Source organism: Streptomyces sp. NBC_00597, from assembly GCF_041431095.1.
Lineage (GTDB): Bacteria > Actinomycetota > Actinomycetes > Streptomycetales > Streptomycetaceae > Streptomyces.
Map to the genome: position 1 here is coordinate 1747584 of NZ_CP107757.1, position 16522 is coordinate 1764105.

Genomic DNA, 16522 nt, shown 5'->3' on the forward strand with positions numbered 1-16522 from the left:
GCCGGGCAGCGGCCTGGCCGACATGTGGATGCCAGGTTGACGCTGCGGCGCGCACCGGCGACCGTGACCCGCATGCGCAACGAACGTCGACTGCTCACCCTGCTCGTCTGCCTGGTGCTCGGCATCGGGCTGACGGCCGCCGCGCTGGGCGCCACCCGGCTGGCGAGCCCCGACGGGAAGCCGCATTCCGGGATGAACACCCGTGACTACGTGGACATACGGGATGTACCGCCCGGACCCGGCGAGCCGTCGGCCGGGCCCGACGCCTCGACGGGCCGCGTGACGGTGGACTGCGGGCGCAACGAGGAGCACCACTACAACGAGGACAACCTGGTGGTGTCGCCGGGGCTGCGCGCGGGCGCCCACCACACCCACGCGTACGTCGGGAACCTGTCCACGGACGCGATGTCGACCGATGCCTCGCTGGCCGCCGCCGCGACCAGCTGCCGCGGCGGGGACCGGTCCACGTACTACTGGCCGGTCCTGCGCCGACCGGACCGGGCGGGCGGCCACCCGCAGGAGAGCTCCGCGGGGCACGGCAACGCGGGCGAGATCCTGCCCGAGGCCGCGGTGTCCGTGGAGTTCCGCGGCAGTCCCGTGGGCAAGGTCGTGCCGATGCCGCGTTTCCTGCGTGCGATGACCGGCGACGCGGTGGCCTACACCGCGGCGAGCGACGGCGACGTCCGCGCCCGCTGGGGCTGTTCCGGCTCCCCCGACCGGTTCACCACCCGCTACCCGCGCTGCCCCGCCGGCGAGCGCCTCACCCGTACGCTCGTCTTCCCCAGTTGCTGGAACGGACTGGACACCGAGAGCCCCGGCCACCGCTCGCACCTCGTCTTCCCCGCGTCCAACGGCGTCTGCCCGCAGGGCACCTTCGCCGTGCCCCAGCTGCGCATCTCCCTCGCGTACGAGGTGTCGCCGGGGGTGCTGGTCGCCGTGGACTCCTTCCCCGAGCAGCGGCACAGCCCGAAGACGGACCACGCGATGTTCGTGGACGCCATGACGGACGCACAGATGGCCTCGGTCGTCGCCTGTCTGAACGACGGGCGCACCTGCCGCACCTGAGCACCGCGACACCGCAGTGACGCAGGTCACATGAACCGCGCGCTCCGCAGGAGCGTGTTCTGTCCGCACCAGATGGGCGAGGAAGACGGAGAGGTGAGATGGCCGGACCACTGTGGCCCCGCACGCGGCGGGGCTCGACCGATGAGGCACTGATCAGGTCGGTGTACGAGGAGCACGGCCACGCCCTGCTCGCCTACGCCACCCGACTGACCGGAGACCGGGCCACCGCCGAAGACGTCGTTCAGGAAACCCTCATCCGGGCCTGGCGGCATTCCGAGGTCCTGGTCAACGGGAAGGGCTCGGTGCGCGGCTGGCTGCTGACGGTGGCCCGCAACATCATCACCGACCGCTACCGGGCCAAGGCGGCGCGCCCCGCGGAGGTTTCGGGGGCGGCCGCCGCTCCGCCGGTCGAGCTGGACCACGCCGATTCCATCGTGGACACGATGACCGTGCTGGGGGCCCTGGACCAGCTGTCCCCCGAACACCGGGACGTGTTGAAGGAGCTGTACTACCGCCAGCTGAGCGTGGCCGAGGCGGCCGACAGCCTCGGCATTCCGGCGGGCACGGTCAAATCCCGCGCGCACTACGCGCTCAAGGCGTTGCGCGAGGTGTTCCGACAAGGAAGTACCAAGGAGGGCAATCGAATGGGCAGGCCGCCCCAGCGGCCCGCCGGACTGCGTGAGGTGGTGGCATGAACCGGCAGCGGCACGAGGAGGAACTGCTCGGCCCGTACGTTCTCGGCGTCCTGGAGGCGGAGGACGTCCGCCGGGTCGAGGAACACATGAGCGGCTGCGTGCAGTGCCGTGAGGAGGTGGCCGCGTTGCGCGAGATGGAAGCGGCGTTGGGAGAGGTGCCTGTGGAGGCCTTCTTCGACGGGCCGCCGCAGGGCGGTGACCTGCTGCTCCAGCGCACGCTGCGGCAGGTGCGGGGCGAGGCGGCCGGGGAGCGACGCCGGCGCTGGGGCGTCGCGGGACTGGCCGCGGCGGCCTCGCTGGCCGCCGTGTTCTGGGCCGGGGCGCAGCTGGGCTCCGCGGACGGCGGGGTGGTGGCACAGCCTCCGCAGCCCACGCCCACGGTCACGGCGGCGCCGTCACCCCCGGTGGCCGGCACGAAGGTGGCCGCGGCGACCGATGCGACTACCGGTGCGCGGATGACCGTTCAGGTCACGCCCGCCGCCAAGTGGGTCCGGGTGCACGCGGCCGTGGCGGGGATTCCGCCGGGCGAGCGCTGCATGCTGGTCGTGGTCGGGCGGGACGGCAAGCGCACGCCGGCCGGCAGCTGGGTCGTCGGCAGCCAGAACGGCGAGGGCAAGGGCGCTTCGCTGGACGGGTCGGCGGCGGTGGACCCCGCCAACGTGAAGGAGGTCCTGGTCGAGAACGACTCGGGCAAGCGGTTCGTGTCCGTGCCCATGCCGGTGTAGCCGGCGGGGCGCTTCGAGGAGCCCGGGCGGCCGTGGGTCGGCTGCCCGGGCTCTCGCCCGTAAGCGGGTCGCCGGGAAACCGGTTTCCGCCCCGTCGGCCCCGGTGGGCACACTGTCCGCATGCCGCACCCTGCCGAACGCCTGCTCGCCGACCTCGATCCGCTCCCGTACACCGACCGGCTGCGGCTGCTCACGGCCACCGCCCGCGATCTCGCCCGCACCGGCGAACTGTCCGGCGTACTGGACGGGCTGGCCGGACTCGGCCGCTACGAGCAGCGGCTGGCCGCACTCGCGGCGCTCGCGGCACAACAGACGGAGTACCTGGCGCAGCGGCTGGCCGACCCGGACCCGTTGGTGCGCTCCCACGCCCTGCGGGCCGTACACACCCTGCCCGTGCCGGACGGGGCGATCGAGGCGGCGTACGACGACGCCTCCGCCGAAATCCGCGGGGACCTGGCCCTCGCCGTGCTGCGGGGTGAGCGCCGGGAGCTCGCGGAACGTCTGACTCCCGTCCTGCGGGCCCAGTGGGGCGACGGCGAGGCCGCCGCCCTCCTCCCGGCCTGCGGAGCGGAGTTCGCTTCCCGGCTGCTGCCGCAGCTGGCGCACGCCGTCACCCGGTGGGCGCGGCTGGGCCGCAGTCATCCCGGCCCGGTGCTGGACCAGGCGGCGAGCGAACTCGCGGAACTGCCGGAGGGCCTGCGCGAAAGCTGGTGGCACCGCCGGGCTCCGGGCGTGGCCGCGGCCCTGCCCGCCGCGCCGGAGCGCGTGCTCGCGCTGCTGGAGCAGTACGGTCCGGTGCGGCTGCCCCGGCCCCTGGAGGACCGGGCCCGGCACCTGGTCGCGGTGGACGCCGAGCGGTTCGTACGCTGGCTGACCGCGCCCGCACGCGGGACCGGGCACTACGAACACCTCCTTCCGCAGCCCCTGCTGCGGCGGCTCGTCCTGGCCGATCCCCCGTCCCTGCCCGCCCTCGGCCGCCGCTGGGCGGGCCGGCCCGCGCACCTGGCCGCGCTGGTGAAGGCGCTGCCCGCGGACCGGCGCGAGGCGTTCCACGACGCGGCCACCGAGCACGCGCCCGCTCCCGACGGGCTGATCCCCGACGCGGTCCTGGCCGTGCTCCCCCGCGAGCGCCGCCAGCGCGAGGCGCGGTGCCGCGCGGAGCGTGCCCGCCGCGACGCGTGGCCGGTGGAGCGGCTGCTCGAAGCGGCCTCGCACCTTCCGGTCGAGGAGGCCCGGCCGGAACTCCTTGCCGCGACGCGGAGCTCCGACGCCGACACCCGCCGGGTGGCCTGGGTCCGGCTCGTCGAGAACGCGGTCCACGCGCACGACGCCGAAGCCCTGGCCGACGTGCTCGGACCGATGGCGGGCCGGCTGCGCAACGACCGCGACCCCGTGCGCGCCGGCGTCCTCGCGGCGCTGGCCGGGGTGCCGGTGCCGCTGCTGGCCCCCGAGGCGTCCGTCGCCCACCTGGACCGGATCGCCGTGGACGCCCTGGAAGCCCGGGACTGCTCCGCCGAGACGCGCCGGGCCCTGGACCGCCTGGTGTTCAACGTGCTGGAGGGCCAGGCCGCCGGCCCCGCACCACTCGGCTGGGCGCTGCGCACCCTCCGCGAAGTCACCGTCCGCACCGGGCGCCTCGTACTCGGCGCGCCGGGCCGCGATCTGCCGCGCGGCCGGGAGCAGCGGATCTTCGAAGCCGTGCGGCCCTGGCTCGACGTCCGCGCGGGCGAGGGCGACCACCAGCCGCTGCTCGCTCTCGCGGGCTACCTCGGGGACCGGTGCCGCCGCATGCCGGAGCTCCAGCGGATGCTCGGCGAGGCCCGCGGGCGGTGCACCGACGGGGTGTTCCCCCAGCTCGTCCGGGTGTGGCTCGCGGACCCGGCGACGCGCCGCGAGCGGGTGGCCGAGCTGCTGGAGCAGGAACCCTCGGCGGTCGCGCTGGCGCCGGTACTGGAGGTCCTCTCCGCGCACCGCACCGATCTGCTGGACCGCGTACTCGCCGCGCGCCCGCCGTACGGCCGGTTCTTGCAGGAGGGCACCGCCCGGCCCCTCCCCCGGTTCGAGCGTGCGGACCGGTGGGTGCCGCGCCAGCAGGAGGAGGCCGCCTGGCTGGCCGAGGTCGCCGTCGGCGACGAGTCCAGGGCGGTCTACGACCGGGCCATCGTCCTGCGGGACGCCGCGCGGATACCCGACCACGGGCCGGAGCTCGTACGACGGTACGCGCGCTCGGCGGACACGCTGCTCGCGCAGACCGCGCTCGCCGCCTCGGCCCGGACGGCGGAACCGGCCGCCTTCCTGCCCGAACTGCTCGCGCACGCGGGCGACGACCACGCCCACGTCGCGGTGTACGCCGCCGGGCGGGCCGCGGCGGGCACCGCGCCGGCCCGGCTCGCGGAGCTGCTGGACGGGCTGTTGGGCGGCTCGTCGGGCGTCAAGGTGACCAGCCGCAAGGAGGCGGCCCGGCTGACCGTACGGTTCCTGCCGCCCCACCGGGCCGCGGCGCTACTGGGGCGGCTCGCCGGCGACGCGGACTGCCACCCCGACGTAGTGACCGCGGCCGTGAGCCTCGCGATCGGGCTGCTGGAGACCGGGGAGGCCTGGAACCTGCTGGAGACGGCGGCGGCGAGCGGCACCGAGGAGGCCGGGACGGTGATCGCGCAGGTCCCGGCGCTGCGGGTGGCGGACCACCACCGGCCCCGCTACGCCCGCCTGGTGGCGCTCCTCGCCTCCTCCTCCCACCGGTCCGTGGCCGGACGGGCGGTCGCCGCGCTGCCCGGCTGGGTGGCGTACGCGCCCGAGGCGGCGGACCCCGTACGGCTGGCGGTCTGCGACCTGACGCCGCACCCCGGCTGGAAGGCAGCGGCGGCGGCGCTGGAGGGGATCGCGGGTTCGGGACTGCCGCACCCGGTGGGCGGCGGCGAGCCCGGAAGCCAGTTCCACCGCGCCGTGGACGAACTGCTGGCCGTCGTACGGTCCGGTGGTGACCCGGAGGCCGAGGCGGAGCGGGATCTGCCGGCCCTGCAGCGGTTGCGGTTCCTGAGCCAGGGCCTCGCCGAGGAACACCGCGGGCGGCGTGCGGCCCTGGTGCGCCAGCTCGCCGGCGAACCCGCCCTGGCCACGGCCCGCGTGGCGCTGCTGCGGCGCTCGGTCGACCTGCGCGCGGAGCTCCCGGCGCTGCGGGCGGCCCTGGACGACCTGGTCGCGGCCCACGAGGGCCGGCCCGGGCTGGCCGTGTCGACGGCGAACGCGCTGCGCGACGGGAACCTGCACGGCGACCGGGTCGGGGACCCGGAGGTGGTCCTGGCGGCCGTAGGCGCTCTCGCACGGGACGGGGCGCGGGTACCGGGAATGTTCGCGGTCGCCCTCACCGCTACCCTGGGCCGACGCCTCGGCTGGCCGCCGGAGTGGCGCGCGCTGCTGCGGGGGCTGAGGCGGCACGCGGAACCGGAGGTGCGGGACGCGGCACTCGTGGCGGTCACGCACCACGAGTGACGTGCGCCCGGCGGTTGCGCGGTCTCCATCCCCATCCGGACCGATCATCACATTGCGGTCCATGACATCCTGTGACGTCACAACTCGCCGGACGGGATCGGCGGACGTCCGGGGAATATGGGGAAGGTCGATGAGGCTCAGCTTCCTGGTGGAGGAGCACTACCGCCACGACGGCATGCCGAACGAGGTGATCCGGCAACTCAATGCATGGGGACACCGGGTGGACGTCGTGCGGCCGGGTGGTTCGCTGCTGCGCATGAGCGAGGTCATGGGCTCGGGCACGCACGACGCCTGGGTGCTCAAAACCGTGTCGGGCGGGCCCGGGCTGACCCTGCTCGAAGCCGCGGCCGCGGCCGGGATGACCACCGTCAACGACGCCCGGTCGATCCGCGGCGTACGGGACAAGGCGCTGGCCGCGGCCATCGGGCGGACCCGGGGGCTCCCGATGCCGCCGACGTACGCCGCGGCGCAGCCGGAACTGCTGCGGGAGGTACCGGCGGCGGAGTACCCGCTCGTCGTCAAGCCCGCGGACGGCAGCTCCGGGCGGGCCGTGCACCTGGTGTCCTCGCCCGCCGAGCTCGAAGCCTTGCTCCCGCGGCTGGCGGGCGAGCACATGCTCATCGCGCAGCCCTACGTGGCCAACTCGGGCACCGACATCAAGGTGTACGGGGTCGGCGGGGAGCTGTTCGCCACCGAGCGCTGCTCTCCCCTGCACCCCGATCCGGCGGTGCGGGAACGGCGCGTGCCGCTGTCGGCCGAGGTGGCGGCGATCGCCGCGCAGGTGGGCGCGGTGTACGGGCTCGACCTGTACGGGGTGGACGTGCTGCTGGGTCCGGACGGGCCCGTGGTGGTGGACGTGAACGACTTCCCGAGCTTCCGTCAGGTCCCCGACGCTGCGGCCCGGGTGGCACGGGCCGTGCTGGGGCTGGCGCGGGCGGGCAGCCCGACGGCACAGCCGGCGGCCGGCGGCCGCCCGCGGACCCACGGCCTGCCGCTGCCGATCCCGGCCCAGGGGTCTCCCCTGCAGGCATCCTCCGCCCCCGGGACTCCGGTACAAGCGGGCCCCGTGCAGGCAGGCCCCGTGCAGTCGCCCGCGCGGGCCGGCGAGGCGGCGTTGTGAGGATCTGCCTCGTCACGCCGGAGCCCGGCCATCCGCTGCTCGCCGCCGCGACGGCGCTGCTCGAAGCCGCCGGGCACCGGGTGGATTCATTGGATCCGGGCGCGGAGGGGGACGCCCCCGAGGACCTGGCCGACGCGTATCTGCTCAAGTCGCGGACACCGCGGGCGCTGGACCTCGCACGGGAGCTGGAGCGGCGCGGGGCCCCGGTGCTGAACTCGGCGGCTGCGACCACGCTCTGCCAGGACCGCACCGAGATGGCGGAGCTCGCCCTGCGCGCCGGTCTGCCGTTCGCGGGCACCCGTACGTACGACTCCCTCGCGACCTGGGCGGCCGGCGCGCCGCTCGGCGGCCCGCCCCTGGTCGTCAAGAGCCGGCACAGCCGCAGGCACGACCTCGTCGCCCGGGTCGACGACGCGGCCCGGCTGCACGCGCTGGCCGAAGCCTGGCCGCAGGAGCCCGTCGTGGTCCAGGAGTTCGCGCCGAACAGCGGCTGGGACCACAAGCTGTGGGCCATCGGGGACCGGATCTTCGCCGCCCTGCGCCGCTCCGAGCTCGCACCGGGGGGCCGGGGTCCAACGCGGCCGCTCGCCCTGGCCGAACTGCCGCCCGGCTGGGCGGACGTGGTCCGCCGGACCGGCGAGGTGTTCGCGCTCGACGTCTACGGGGTGGACCTCATCGACACCGGCGACGGCACCCCGCTGATCGTCGACGTCAACGCCTTCCCCGGCATCCGCGGCCAGGCCGGCGCGCCGGAGGCCCTCGCGGCCCTGGCCCTGCACCGGGCCGCCGCAGGCCGGGACGGCCGCTAGACCATGTGGCGCCGTTCCTCGCGCGGCGGAGGGCCGCCCGCCTACCGAACGTACTGGGGCGCGCCCGACAACGCAGCGAGGTGCGGTGCCCTGGGCATCTCCCAACGGTAGCCGGGAGAACGCCGCGGGGCGGGCGGGACCGTGCGGACCCGGCTGCCCGGGGCCCCTGGCCGATCGCGTTCGCGACGGCGCTCGCCGTCGCAGCGACGACGGTGACACCGGCGGCGAACGTGCCCGCTGCCCGGCCCAACGCCTGCGGGTACGAGGCACCGTCACGGCGGGCGGGGGAATCCGCGCCGGCGGGGCGTGTCGGCGGCGGGTGGGTGTGGCGGGCGCCGTGAGGATCGGCGGATGGGCGTCGTGGTGCCGGTCCTCTTCGCGCTGTTCGCGGCGCTCAGCAATGCGCTGGCCACCGTGCTCCAGCGGCGGGCCGCGCTCACCGTGCCGCAGAGCAAGGGCTTCCGTTTCGGCCTCGTCCTCGACCTGCTGCACAGGCCCGTGTGGATCGCCGGGATCCTGGCCGTGATCGCGGCCGGGGTGGGCCAGGCCGCGGCGCTGGCCACCGGCGCGCTGGTCCTCGTACAACCGCTGTTCGTACTGGAACTGCCGCTCGCGCTGCTGATCGCCTCGTTGCTGGCCCGGCGGCGGCTGCCCGGTGCGCTGTGGCTGGCCGTGGCGGGGGTGGTGGCCGGGCTCGGGGTGGCACTGGCCGCGGCCTCCCCGGCCGGGAACCGGACGCACGTGCCGATCGACCGGTGGATCCCGGCGCTCGCGGTGTGCGCGGCCGTCGTCGCGGGCCTGGCCGCGGCCGGGCTGCGCCGCCCGCCGGGGCGCGCCCGGGCCGGCTGCCTCGGCGCGGCCACCGCCGTCTGCTACGCGCTCACGGCCGCCCTGATGAAGCACTCCGTGTACGTGCTGACCGAGAACGGGATCGGCGCGTTCCTGACGGCATGGCAGACGTACGCGTTCGCCTCGACCGGGATCTGCGCCGTGCTGCTGCTCGAACACGCCGTGCAGGGCGGGCCGCTGGTGGCCTCGCAGCCCGCCCTGACGCTGGGCGACGCGAGTGTCAGCATCGCGCTGGGCGTGACCCTGTACGAGGAGCACCTGCGGGCCGGCTGGTGGGTGCTGCCGCAACTGCTGGGCGTGGCGCTGATCTGCGGGGGTGTCGTGGCGCTCGCCCGGGCCGGTACGGGCGCCCCCTGACAGCCCGGCCGCGGGGTAGCGTGCGGGCAGTCGAGTGGAAGGCGGTCCCATGCGCGCGGTGGTGTTCGAGGAGTACGGCCGGCCGGCCGAGGTCCGCGAAGTGCCCGATCCGAGTCCGTCCCCGGGCGGGGTCGTGGTGCGCGTCGAGGCGACGGGGCTGTGCCGCAGCGACTGGCACGGGTGGATGGGGCACGATCCGGACGTCGTGCTGCCGCACGTGCCCGGACACGAACTCGCCGGTGTGGTGGAGGCGGTGGGCTCCGGGGTCGTCGCCTGGCGGCCCGGGGACCGGGTCACCGTGCCGTTCGTCTGCGCCTGCGGGAGCTGCGCGGACTGCGCGGCCGGCGACCAGCAGGTGTGCGCGCGGCAGACGCAGCCGGGGTTCACGCACTGGGGGTCCTTCGCGCAGTACGTGGCCCTGGAGCATGCCGACGTCAATCTCGTGGCCGTGCCGGAGGAGCTTTCGTACGCGACGGCCGCCGGGCTCGGCTGCCGGTTCGCGACGGCGTTCCGGGCCGTGGTGGCGCGGGGGCGGGTGGCGCCGGGCGAGTGGGTCGCCGTGCACGGTTGCGGCGGGGTGGGGTTGTCGGCCGTGATGGTCGCCGTGGCGGCCGGAGCCCGGGTCGTCGCCGTGGACACGGCGCCGGGGGCGCTGGAATTGGCGCGGGAGTTCGGGGCGGCGCACTGCGTGGACGCGCGGGCGGGCGGTACGGCCGACGCGGTTCGGGAGGTGACGGACGGCGGCGCGCACCTCTCGCTCGACGCCCTGGGCTCGCCGGTGACCGCGGCGGCGTCGGTGGCGGGGCTGCGCCGGCGGGGCCGGCACGTGCAGGTGGGGTTGCTGCCGGCAGCGGGAGGGGAAACGGTCCTGCCGATGGAGCGGGTGATCGGCTGGGAGTTGGAGGTCCTCGGCAGCCACGGCATGGCGGCGCACGCGTACCCGCCGATGCTGGAGTTGGTCCGGTCCGGGACGCTGCGGCCCGACCTGTTGATCACCCGGACGATCTCCCTCGACGCGGCTCCGGCGGCCCTGGCAGCGATGGGCACGGCGCCCGGGCGCGGCGTGACCATCATCCGACCGGGGGCGTTCGCTCAGGCCTGAGCTACGATCTCGGCGCACTGACCAGATCATCATCGTCCCAGGAGGTGGCCGGTGGGCGTCAGCCCTCGCGGCGCGATACCGGGGGCCGTGACCGCACTGCTGGCGGCCGGCCTGCTGCTCACCGGTTGTTCCGGCGGCGCGTCCCCGGCGCGGCCGGACCCGCACCCGCCGGCACCTGGCGCGAGCCCGACGCCGCCCCCACCCACCGCGACGTCCCCGACTCCCACGCCGACGCCCGCCGCCTCCACGGAGCCGGACGAGACCCCGGACCCCGCGGCCACCCCCGGCGCCCGTCCGAAGTCCCCGCCCCCACCGCGCACCTCGCAGATCCCGCAGAACCCCAACCGCGGCCCCCACCCGCCGTCGGCGCCGACGCACGTCCCGATGCCGGAGTGGACGCCGTGGAAGCCGGGACCCGGCGACCCGTCGGTCCCGACGTACACCATCGCGCCGCTGCCCTAGGAATTGCGGACCGGGCCAATCCGGTTTCGATCCATGATCGTTAGGGTCAGACTGATCCGCATGACGACGACGCGCGTGATCACACAGCAGACACTCGGCAGCTCCGACGTGCTGGAACTCGCCGAGGTTCCCCTCCCCTCCCCGGGCCCCGGCGAGGTCCTGGTCCGGGTCCGGGCCGCCGGCATGAACCCCGCGGACTGGAAGGTCCGCACCGGCAAGGTGGACTTCTTCGGGCCGCCGCCGTTCGTGCTCGGCCACGAGTTCAGCGGCACCGTGGAGGGCGTCGGCGAGGGAGCGGTCCGCTTCTCGGTGGGCGAGGAGGTCTACGGCTGGACCGTCCCGCCGCACGGCAGCCACGCCGACCACGTGGTGGTCACCGAGGACCGCATCGCGCCCAAGCCGCGCACCCTCGACCACGTCGGCGCCGCCGCCCTGCCGATCTCCGGCTTCACCGCCCACCAGGCTCTGGTGACCCTTTCGGACGTACGGCCCGGCCAGCGGGTGCTGATCCACGGCGCGGCCGGCGGGGTCGGCCACCTCGGCGTGCAGATCGCCAAGGCCCGGGGCGCGTACGTCATCGGCACGGCCCGCTCCGCCAAGCACGACTACCTGCGCGGACTCGGCGCCGACGAGCTGATCGACTACACGGTGGAGGACTTTTCGGCGCTGCGCGGCATCGACGCGGTGCTGGACACCGTCAGCAACGACTACGGCCCGCGCAGCCTGCCCACCCTCAAGCCGGGCGGCATCCTCGTCGACGTCGTCGGCGTCGGCGTGGACCGCACCGAGGTGACGGCGCGCGCCGCCGAACTCGGCGTACGGTTCGTGGAGTTCTTCCTGGAGCCCACCCCCGCCGTGCTGACCGCCTTCGCCGAACTCGTCGACACCCACGGCGTGCGCCCCACGATCGCCGGGACCTTCCCGCTCGCCGAGGCCGCGAAGGCCCACGAGCTCAGCGAAACCGGCCGGGTACAGGGCAAGATCGTCCTCGTGCCCTAGGGGGTGGCCTCCTGCAGGCCCGTGACCTCCTGGACGTGGTGGAGGCTGGGGGTCTGGAGGATCGCGTGGAGCTGCTGGAAGAGCCGGCGGGCCGCCACCGCGTTCCAATCGGGCGGCAGGAGTTCGGTCGGCAGGCCCGGGTCGAGGTAGGGGAGGCGGCGCCACTGCGTGAGCAGGGGTACGTAGTGGCGGAACGCCTCGGCGGGGCCGGGTTCGCCTTCCGCCGCGAGGCGTGCGGCGACGGGGGCGTAGGTGTCGGTGAAGGCCGCGTACTGCGTCTGGATCGCCGGGAAGTCCCACCAGTCGCCGACCGTCTGCTTCAGGTCGCTGAAGGCGGCGTAGTCGGCGGCGAACAGATGCACGTACTCGCTGAGGCCCAGCCGTACGAGCATTCCGCGGGCGTCGTCGAGGAGCCGTCCCGGGGCCAGCCACACGCCGGGGGCGATGTTGCCGAAGCCGAGCCAGGTCAGCCGGGTGCGCAGCTGGTAGCGGTGGGAGCGCTCGGACTCCGGTACGGAGAACACCGCCATGGCCCAGCCGTCGGCCAGGTCGGCGGGTTCGAGACTGGCGAAGATGCGGCGGTCGCCCTCGTCGAAGACGGGGTGCACGGCCGAGCTGAGCCGGTACCCGGTGGCACCCCGGCGCTCCGGTTCGAGGACGCCGCGCTTCTTGAGGCGCGAGATCGCCGACCGCACCGCCGGTCCGTCGACGTCCAGCTCGCCCATCAGCGTGATCAGGTCGGCGATGGAGATCCAGCCGCCGAGGCGGCGCAGGAACGCCCCGTAGACCGTGTTGATCAACGAGCTGGGCCTGAGGGGACTGTCCGACATGATCGCCTTCCGTTGTGAGCGGTCGCGATCATATCGAGCCCTCCCCCGCGAGCCCTCCCCCGTGGCCCCTCCCCCGTGGCCCCTGCCCCGCCGCCCCGTCCGCTACCGCGGCAGCGGCGCCTCCGCGTACGCCCCGGAGAGCAGGTGACCCGCCCCGGGCGCCACCGCCGGCAGGCCCAGGGCGCGCAGCATCTGGTGGGCTGTGCAGACCGCCGCGGACACCACCGGCTTGCCCAGGAGCTGTTCGGCCTCCTCGATGGCGCCCAGGGAGGGCATCTGCACGCAGGCGGAGAGCACGACCGCGTCGGCGTCCGCGTAGTCCAGCGCGCGGGCGAGTCCGGGCAGCCGGGCCGGATCGTGGGCGGCGACGTCGAGGTTGTCCGGGATTTCGAGGGCCGTGTAGTCGAGGACCTCGATGCCCTCGTGGGCGAGGTAGTCCACGACGGTCCCGGTGAGCGGGCGCATGTACGGGGCGAGCAGGGCGATCTTGCGGGCGCCGATGGTGTGCAGTCCGTGGACGAGGGCGCCCGCGCTGGTGACGACGGGTGCGGCGGCGCCGTTCTCGGCCGTACGGGTGTGCAGCCGCTGCTGCGCGCTGCGGTGGTAGCCGAGGCCCATGCTCATGATCGCGACCAGGCAGGCGTAGCCGAGCACGTCGACGCGCGCGTCGGAGAGTTCCACGGCGCAGCGGTCGGAGTCGGCGTCCATGGCCTTGAGCTGTTCCGGGGTCACATGGGTCATGCGCATCCGGCTGGAGTGGAAGGTGAACCTCTCGTCGGGCAGGACCGTCTGACGGGCGCGCAGGATGGCGGGCACCTCGGTCTCCATGGTCACGTTCGAGCTCGGCACAATCTGGCCGATGCGGTAGGTGCGGGGTGGCACGGGTGCTCCTCGGTGGTGCGGCGCGGGCGGGGCGGGCGGTGGGGCGGACTGTCAGCGGGCGTCGGTGACGGGGTTGGCCAGGGTGCCGATGCGTTCGACGGTGGCCTCGACCGTGTCACCCGGGACCAGGAACTCCGGCGGCACCATGCCGGCGCCGACGCCGGAGGGTGATCCGGTCGCGATGACGTCGCCGGGCTCCAAGGTCACGCCGGAGCTGATGTCGGCGATGAGGCGGGCGATCGGGAACAGCATGTGCCGTGTGTTCGACTTCTGCTTGGTGACGCCGTTCACGCGTAGCGAGAGGTCCAGGGCCATGGGGTCGGGGATCTCGTCGGCCGTGACCACGACCGGGCCGAACGGCGCGTACGAGTCCTGCCCCTTGGAGAAGAACCACTGGCCGGAGCGGCGCTGGTCGCGGGCGCTGATGTCGTTGACGATGCTGTAGCCGAAGACGTACTCGTACGCGTCCTCCTCGCTCACCCGGAACGCGGTGCGGCCGATGACGACGGCGAGTTCGCACTCCCAGTCGAGCTGCTGGGTGAGGCCCGCGTTGTGCAGGATCGGCGCGCCCGGGCCGGTGACGGCAGTGGCGGGCTTGCTGAACAGGACGGGGCGGGGCGGGAGTTCCTTGTCGGTGTCCAAGCTGCGGCTGGACTCCTCGACGTGCTCGACGTAGTTGAGGCCGACCCCGATGATCTTGCCGGGGCGCAGCGGCGCGGCCAGGGTGACGTCTTCGAGCCGGTGGACGGCCCCGGCCGGGCGGGCGGCGGGATCGGCGTCGAGGAGGCGCCGGGCGGCTTCCTGCGCGGCGGGGCCCGCCTGGACGAACGAGAGCAGGTCGCGCGGGATGTCCACTGCGGCGTGGTCGGCCAGGACCCCGAGGTCGAGGACGAGGCCGTCGACGTCGGCGCCGAGGCGCGGGACTCCGTCGCCGGTGGTGGTGGTGAAGGTGAGCAGACGCATGGTGGGGCTCCTCGGGGTCAGGCGGTGGCGGTCGGGGTGGCAGCCGGCACCGGCTGGTGGCCGTCGTTGTCGGGGTACACCTCTTCGCGGTAGAAGCCGAGCGAGCGCATGACGGGGAAGTCGTTGAAGGAGAAGAGGCAGGCGTCCTCGGTGGGATCGAGGTTCGCGTGCTCGTGCCAGGCCCAGGAGGGGACGCAGAAGATGTCGCCCTGCTGCCAGTCGTAGCGCTTTCCGGCGATGACCGAATAGCCGCGGCCCTTGGCCGCCGTGTAGATCACCGAGCCTGTGTGGCGGTGGGCGCGGGTGGCCTGCCCGGGGCGCAGCAGCTGCATGTGGGCGCCCATGGTGGGCATCACGGAGCCGCCGGTGACGGGGTTGGTGTACTCGGCGATGATCCCGTCGTAGGGGGAGCCCTCGCTCGCCTTCGCGAGGCCGAGCAGGGCCTGGTACGTGGGCTCCCAGGGCCAGGCGAGCAGCGGCGAGTACGGGCGGGTCCACTGGTCCGCCCCGTAGGGGAGCAGGTTCGCGCCGTAGCTGAGCACCGAGGAGTTGACCACCTTCCCGGGCGTCTGGTGCAGCTCGGGGTGGACCTCGTAGAAGCCTGCGTCGAGGGCGTTGACCAGGGGAATGTCCAGTCCGTCCTGCCAGATGACGGGGACGTCGTCGGCCTCGTTGCCGTGTTCGTGCCACGTGCCGCCCGGGGTGATCGCGAAATCGCGGGGGCCGACCCTGAGCTTCTGGCCGTCCACGATCGTCCAGGCGCCGGTGCCCTCGTGGACGAAGCGCAGGGCGGCGGCCTGGTGGCGGTGGGCGGTCATGGCCTCGCCCGGGCCCATGATCTGCAGGCCGGTGTAGAGGAGCCCGACCGCGGCGCTGACGTCCCGGCGGCCGGGGTTGACCAGCATCACCACGCGGCGGCCCGCGTCATCGGCTTTGACCAGCGGCAGCGCCTTGTGGACGAGGGGCCGCAGCTCCTCGTAGCGCCACAGCACCGGAACCGACTTGGGCTGCGGGTACCAGGGCTCGATGTCGTTGGCGACGGTCCACAGGGCCCCTGCACCCAGGGCGTCGAGTTCGCCGTAGTAGGCGGTGAGCTCCGGGGTGTCGGTGACGCGGGCGCGGCCGAGTGCGGTGTCGTCCTGGGCGGCGGTCATGAGTCCTCCTCAGCGTTGGTGGCAAGGGGTCCCGCGGGCGGCGCGGTGAAGGTCACCGGTAGGCGGGGGCGGTTGTCGACTTCGAGGCGGAAGATGTCGAAGCGGTTGTAGTGGCCGGTGATGTCGTGCATCTGCTTGGGCTGGATGCACCGGCCGAGGTCGATCTCGCCGTACACGATGCCCTCTTCGTCGACGAGGGGTTCGGTGACCGGGCGGCCGTCGGGGCCGAAGATCCCGGACAGGGCGCTGCGGGGGCGCTGGAACATCGCGCGCAGGTCCTCGTCGTCCCCGGCGAGCAGGTCGACGATCTCCGGGGAGACGGTGGAGCAGGCGACGACGGAGAAGACCTTGCCCTCGAAGCTGTGGGCGGCGGTGCGGACGGCGATGGCGTCGGCCATGTCGTAGTCGGCCGGGGCCACGGGAAGTGCGATGTAGCAGGAGGCGTGGACGAGTTCGCCCTGTGCGAGCAGGGCGAAACGGGCGAGCGTGTTGGTGTTCTCGCCGCAGGCGAGGGCGCCGAGCGGGCCGACGGCGGTGGAGTGCACGCGCAGGGAGCTGCCGTCGCCGCCGGTCCAGGTGAGCTTCTCGGCCCACGTCGGCACCAGTTTGCGGTGCACTCCGAGGAGTTCGCCGTCGGAGCCGATGGTGAGCAGGGTGTTGTAGAGGACGCCGAGGCTGTGCGCGGCGCGCTCGTTGACGCCGATGACGAGGACGACCCCGTTTTGGCGGGCCGCCGCGCGCAGGGCGTCGACGTACGGGCCGGGTACGTCGACCGAGGCCCGCTGGAGGCGCTCGAACCAGGGCGAGCCCTGGACGGGGTTCATCGTCCAGTTCCAGTAGGGGTAGCCGGGGACGAACACCTCGGGGAAGACGACGAGCTCGGCGCCCGCCGCGGCGGCCTCGGCAATCAGGGCGACGGCCTTGTCGACGGTCGCGGCGGGGTCGAGGTAGACGGGCGAGGCCTGGACGGCCGCCGCCGTGAAGCGGGGCAAGTGGTGCAGGGGCGGGGTCTCCATGG

The 16522-nt window shown here is 74.3% G+C and carries 15 protein-coding genes; 10 read left to right on the plus strand and 5 right to left on the minus strand.

Features of this window, described 5'->3' with window-relative positions; translation table 11 throughout:
* Positions 1 to 72: 72 nt before the first annotated feature.
* The 10 genes from OG974_RS07495 to OG974_RS07540 all read left to right on the plus strand — a co-directional run bounded on the left by OG974_RS07495 (position 73) and on the right by OG974_RS07540 (position 11675).
* Complete coding sequence (locus OG974_RS07495) at positions 73 to 1065, plus strand: DUF1996 domain-containing protein (RefSeq protein WP_327281865.1); 993 nt, start codon at positions 73 to 75, stop codon at positions 1063 to 1065.
* 98 nt (positions 1066 to 1163) lie between these two features.
* Complete coding sequence (locus OG974_RS07500; RefSeq protein ID WP_054221182.1) at positions 1164 to 1760, plus strand: sigma-70 family RNA polymerase sigma factor; 597 nt, start codon at positions 1164 to 1166, stop codon at positions 1758 to 1760.
* A complete protein-coding gene (locus OG974_RS07505) occupies positions 1757 to 2485 on the plus strand; it encodes a zf-HC2 domain-containing protein (protein ID WP_327281867.1) in 729 nt (242 codons plus the stop codon). Before OG974_RS07500 ends, OG974_RS07505 begins: the two co-directional genes overlap by 4 nt.
* A gap of 120 nt (positions 2486 to 2605) precedes the next feature.
* Complete coding sequence (locus tag OG974_RS07510) at positions 2606 to 5977, plus strand: hypothetical protein (RefSeq protein WP_371645886.1); 3372 nt, start codon at positions 2606 to 2608, stop codon at positions 5975 to 5977.
* 130 nt (positions 5978 to 6107) lie between these two features.
* Positions 6108 to 7097: a RimK family alpha-L-glutamate ligase gene (locus OG974_RS07515; RefSeq protein ID WP_371645888.1), complete on the plus strand. Its 990-nt coding sequence runs from the start codon at positions 6108 to 6110 to the stop codon at positions 7095 to 7097.
* Positions 7094 to 7906 (plus strand): alpha-L-glutamate ligase, encoded by an 813-nt coding sequence (locus OG974_RS07520; protein WP_327281870.1) that lies wholly within the window; start codon positions 7094 to 7096, stop codon positions 7904 to 7906. The genes OG974_RS07515 and OG974_RS07520 overlap by 4 nt, the downstream gene beginning before the upstream one ends.
* A gap of 351 nt (positions 7907 to 8257) precedes the next feature.
* Positions 8258 to 9112 (plus strand): DMT family transporter, encoded by an 855-nt coding sequence (locus OG974_RS07525; protein WP_327281871.1) that lies wholly within the window; start codon positions 8258 to 8260, stop codon positions 9110 to 9112.
* Between the two features lie 49 nt (positions 9113 to 9161).
* A complete protein-coding gene (locus tag OG974_RS07530; RefSeq protein ID WP_371645890.1) occupies positions 9162 to 10214 on the plus strand; it encodes a zinc-dependent alcohol dehydrogenase family protein in 1053 nt (350 codons plus the stop codon).
* A gap of 51 nt (positions 10215 to 10265) precedes the next feature.
* Positions 10266 to 10676, plus strand: coding sequence for a hypothetical protein (locus OG974_RS07535; RefSeq protein WP_327281873.1), 411 nt, complete (start codon positions 10266 to 10268; stop codon positions 10674 to 10676).
* 60 nt (positions 10677 to 10736) lie between these two features.
* Entirely contained in the window at positions 10737 to 11675 is a 939-nt protein-coding gene (locus OG974_RS07540) for an NADP-dependent oxidoreductase (RefSeq protein ID WP_327281874.1), read from the plus strand.
* Here the strand turns inward: OG974_RS07540 and OG974_RS07545 are convergent.
* The 5 genes from OG974_RS07545 to OG974_RS07565 form a co-directional block, all read right to left on the minus strand.
* Positions 11672 to 12505, minus strand: a complete 834-nt coding sequence (locus OG974_RS07545; protein ID WP_327281875.1) for a PaaX family transcriptional regulator C-terminal domain-containing protein — start codon at positions 12503 to 12505, stop codon at positions 11672 to 11674. The two genes, OG974_RS07540 and OG974_RS07545, sit on opposite strands and share 4 nt — an antisense overlap.
* Positions 12506 to 12607: 102 nt before the next feature.
* On the minus strand, positions 12608 to 13333 hold the full coding sequence (locus OG974_RS07550; RefSeq protein ID WP_328765123.1) for an Asp/Glu racemase: 726 nt from the start codon (positions 13331 to 13333) through the stop codon (positions 12608 to 12610).
* Between the two features lie 105 nt (positions 13334 to 13438).
* A complete protein-coding gene (locus OG974_RS07555) occupies positions 13439 to 14350 on the minus strand; it encodes a fumarylacetoacetate hydrolase family protein (protein WP_327281876.1) in 912 nt (303 codons plus the stop codon).
* 17 nt (positions 14351 to 14367) lie between these two features.
* Positions 14368 to 15504, minus strand: a complete 1137-nt coding sequence (locus tag OG974_RS07560; protein ID WP_328761726.1) for a cupin domain-containing protein — start codon at positions 15502 to 15504, stop codon at positions 14368 to 14370.
* Positions 15501 to 16520 (minus strand): carbon-nitrogen hydrolase family protein, encoded by a 1020-nt coding sequence (locus OG974_RS07565; protein ID WP_328761728.1) that lies wholly within the window; start codon positions 16518 to 16520, stop codon positions 15501 to 15503. The genes OG974_RS07560 and OG974_RS07565 overlap by 4 nt, the downstream gene beginning before the upstream one ends.
* Positions 16521 to 16522 lie beyond the last annotated feature (2 nt).

Coding starts and splice junctions, on each gene's coding strand:
- OG974_RS07550 (WP_328765123.1), bottom strand. CDS start 13,333: ATGGAGACCGAGGTGCCCGCCATCCTGCGCGCCCGTCAGACGGTCCTG.
- OG974_RS07540 (WP_327281874.1), top strand. CDS start 10,737: ATGACGACGACGCGCGTGATCACACAGCAGACACTCGGCAGCTCCGAC.
- OG974_RS07565 (WP_328761728.1), bottom strand. CDS start 16,520: ATGGAGACCCCGCCCCTGCACCACTTGCCCCGCTTCACGGCGGCGGCC.
- OG974_RS07500 (WP_054221182.1), top strand. CDS start 1,164: ATGGCCGGACCACTGTGGCCCCGCACGCGGCGGGGCTCGACCGATGAG.
- OG974_RS07495 (WP_327281865.1), top strand. CDS start 73: ATGCGCAACGAACGTCGACTGCTCACCCTGCTCGTCTGCCTGGTGCTC.
- OG974_RS07530 (WP_371645890.1), top strand. CDS start 9,162: ATGCGCGCGGTGGTGTTCGAGGAGTACGGCCGGCCGGCCGAGGTCCGC.
- OG974_RS07560 (WP_328761726.1), bottom strand. CDS start 15,504: ATGACCGCCGCCCAGGACGACACCGCACTCGGCCGCGCCCGCGTCACC.
- OG974_RS07525 (WP_327281871.1), top strand. CDS start 8,258: ATGGGCGTCGTGGTGCCGGTCCTCTTCGCGCTGTTCGCGGCGCTCAGC.
- OG974_RS07555 (WP_327281876.1), bottom strand. CDS start 14,350: ATGCGTCTGCTCACCTTCACCACCACCACCGGCGACGGAGTCCCGCGC.
- OG974_RS07515 (WP_371645888.1), top strand. CDS start 6,108: ATGAGGCTCAGCTTCCTGGTGGAGGAGCACTACCGCCACGACGGCATG.
- OG974_RS07505 (WP_327281867.1), top strand. CDS start 1,757: ATGAACCGGCAGCGGCACGAGGAGGAACTGCTCGGCCCGTACGTTCTC.
- OG974_RS07510 (WP_371645886.1), top strand. CDS start 2,606: ATGCCGCACCCTGCCGAACGCCTGCTCGCCGACCTCGATCCGCTCCCG.
- OG974_RS07545 (WP_327281875.1), bottom strand. CDS start 12,505: ATGTCGGACAGTCCCCTCAGGCCCAGCTCGTTGATCAACACGGTCTAC.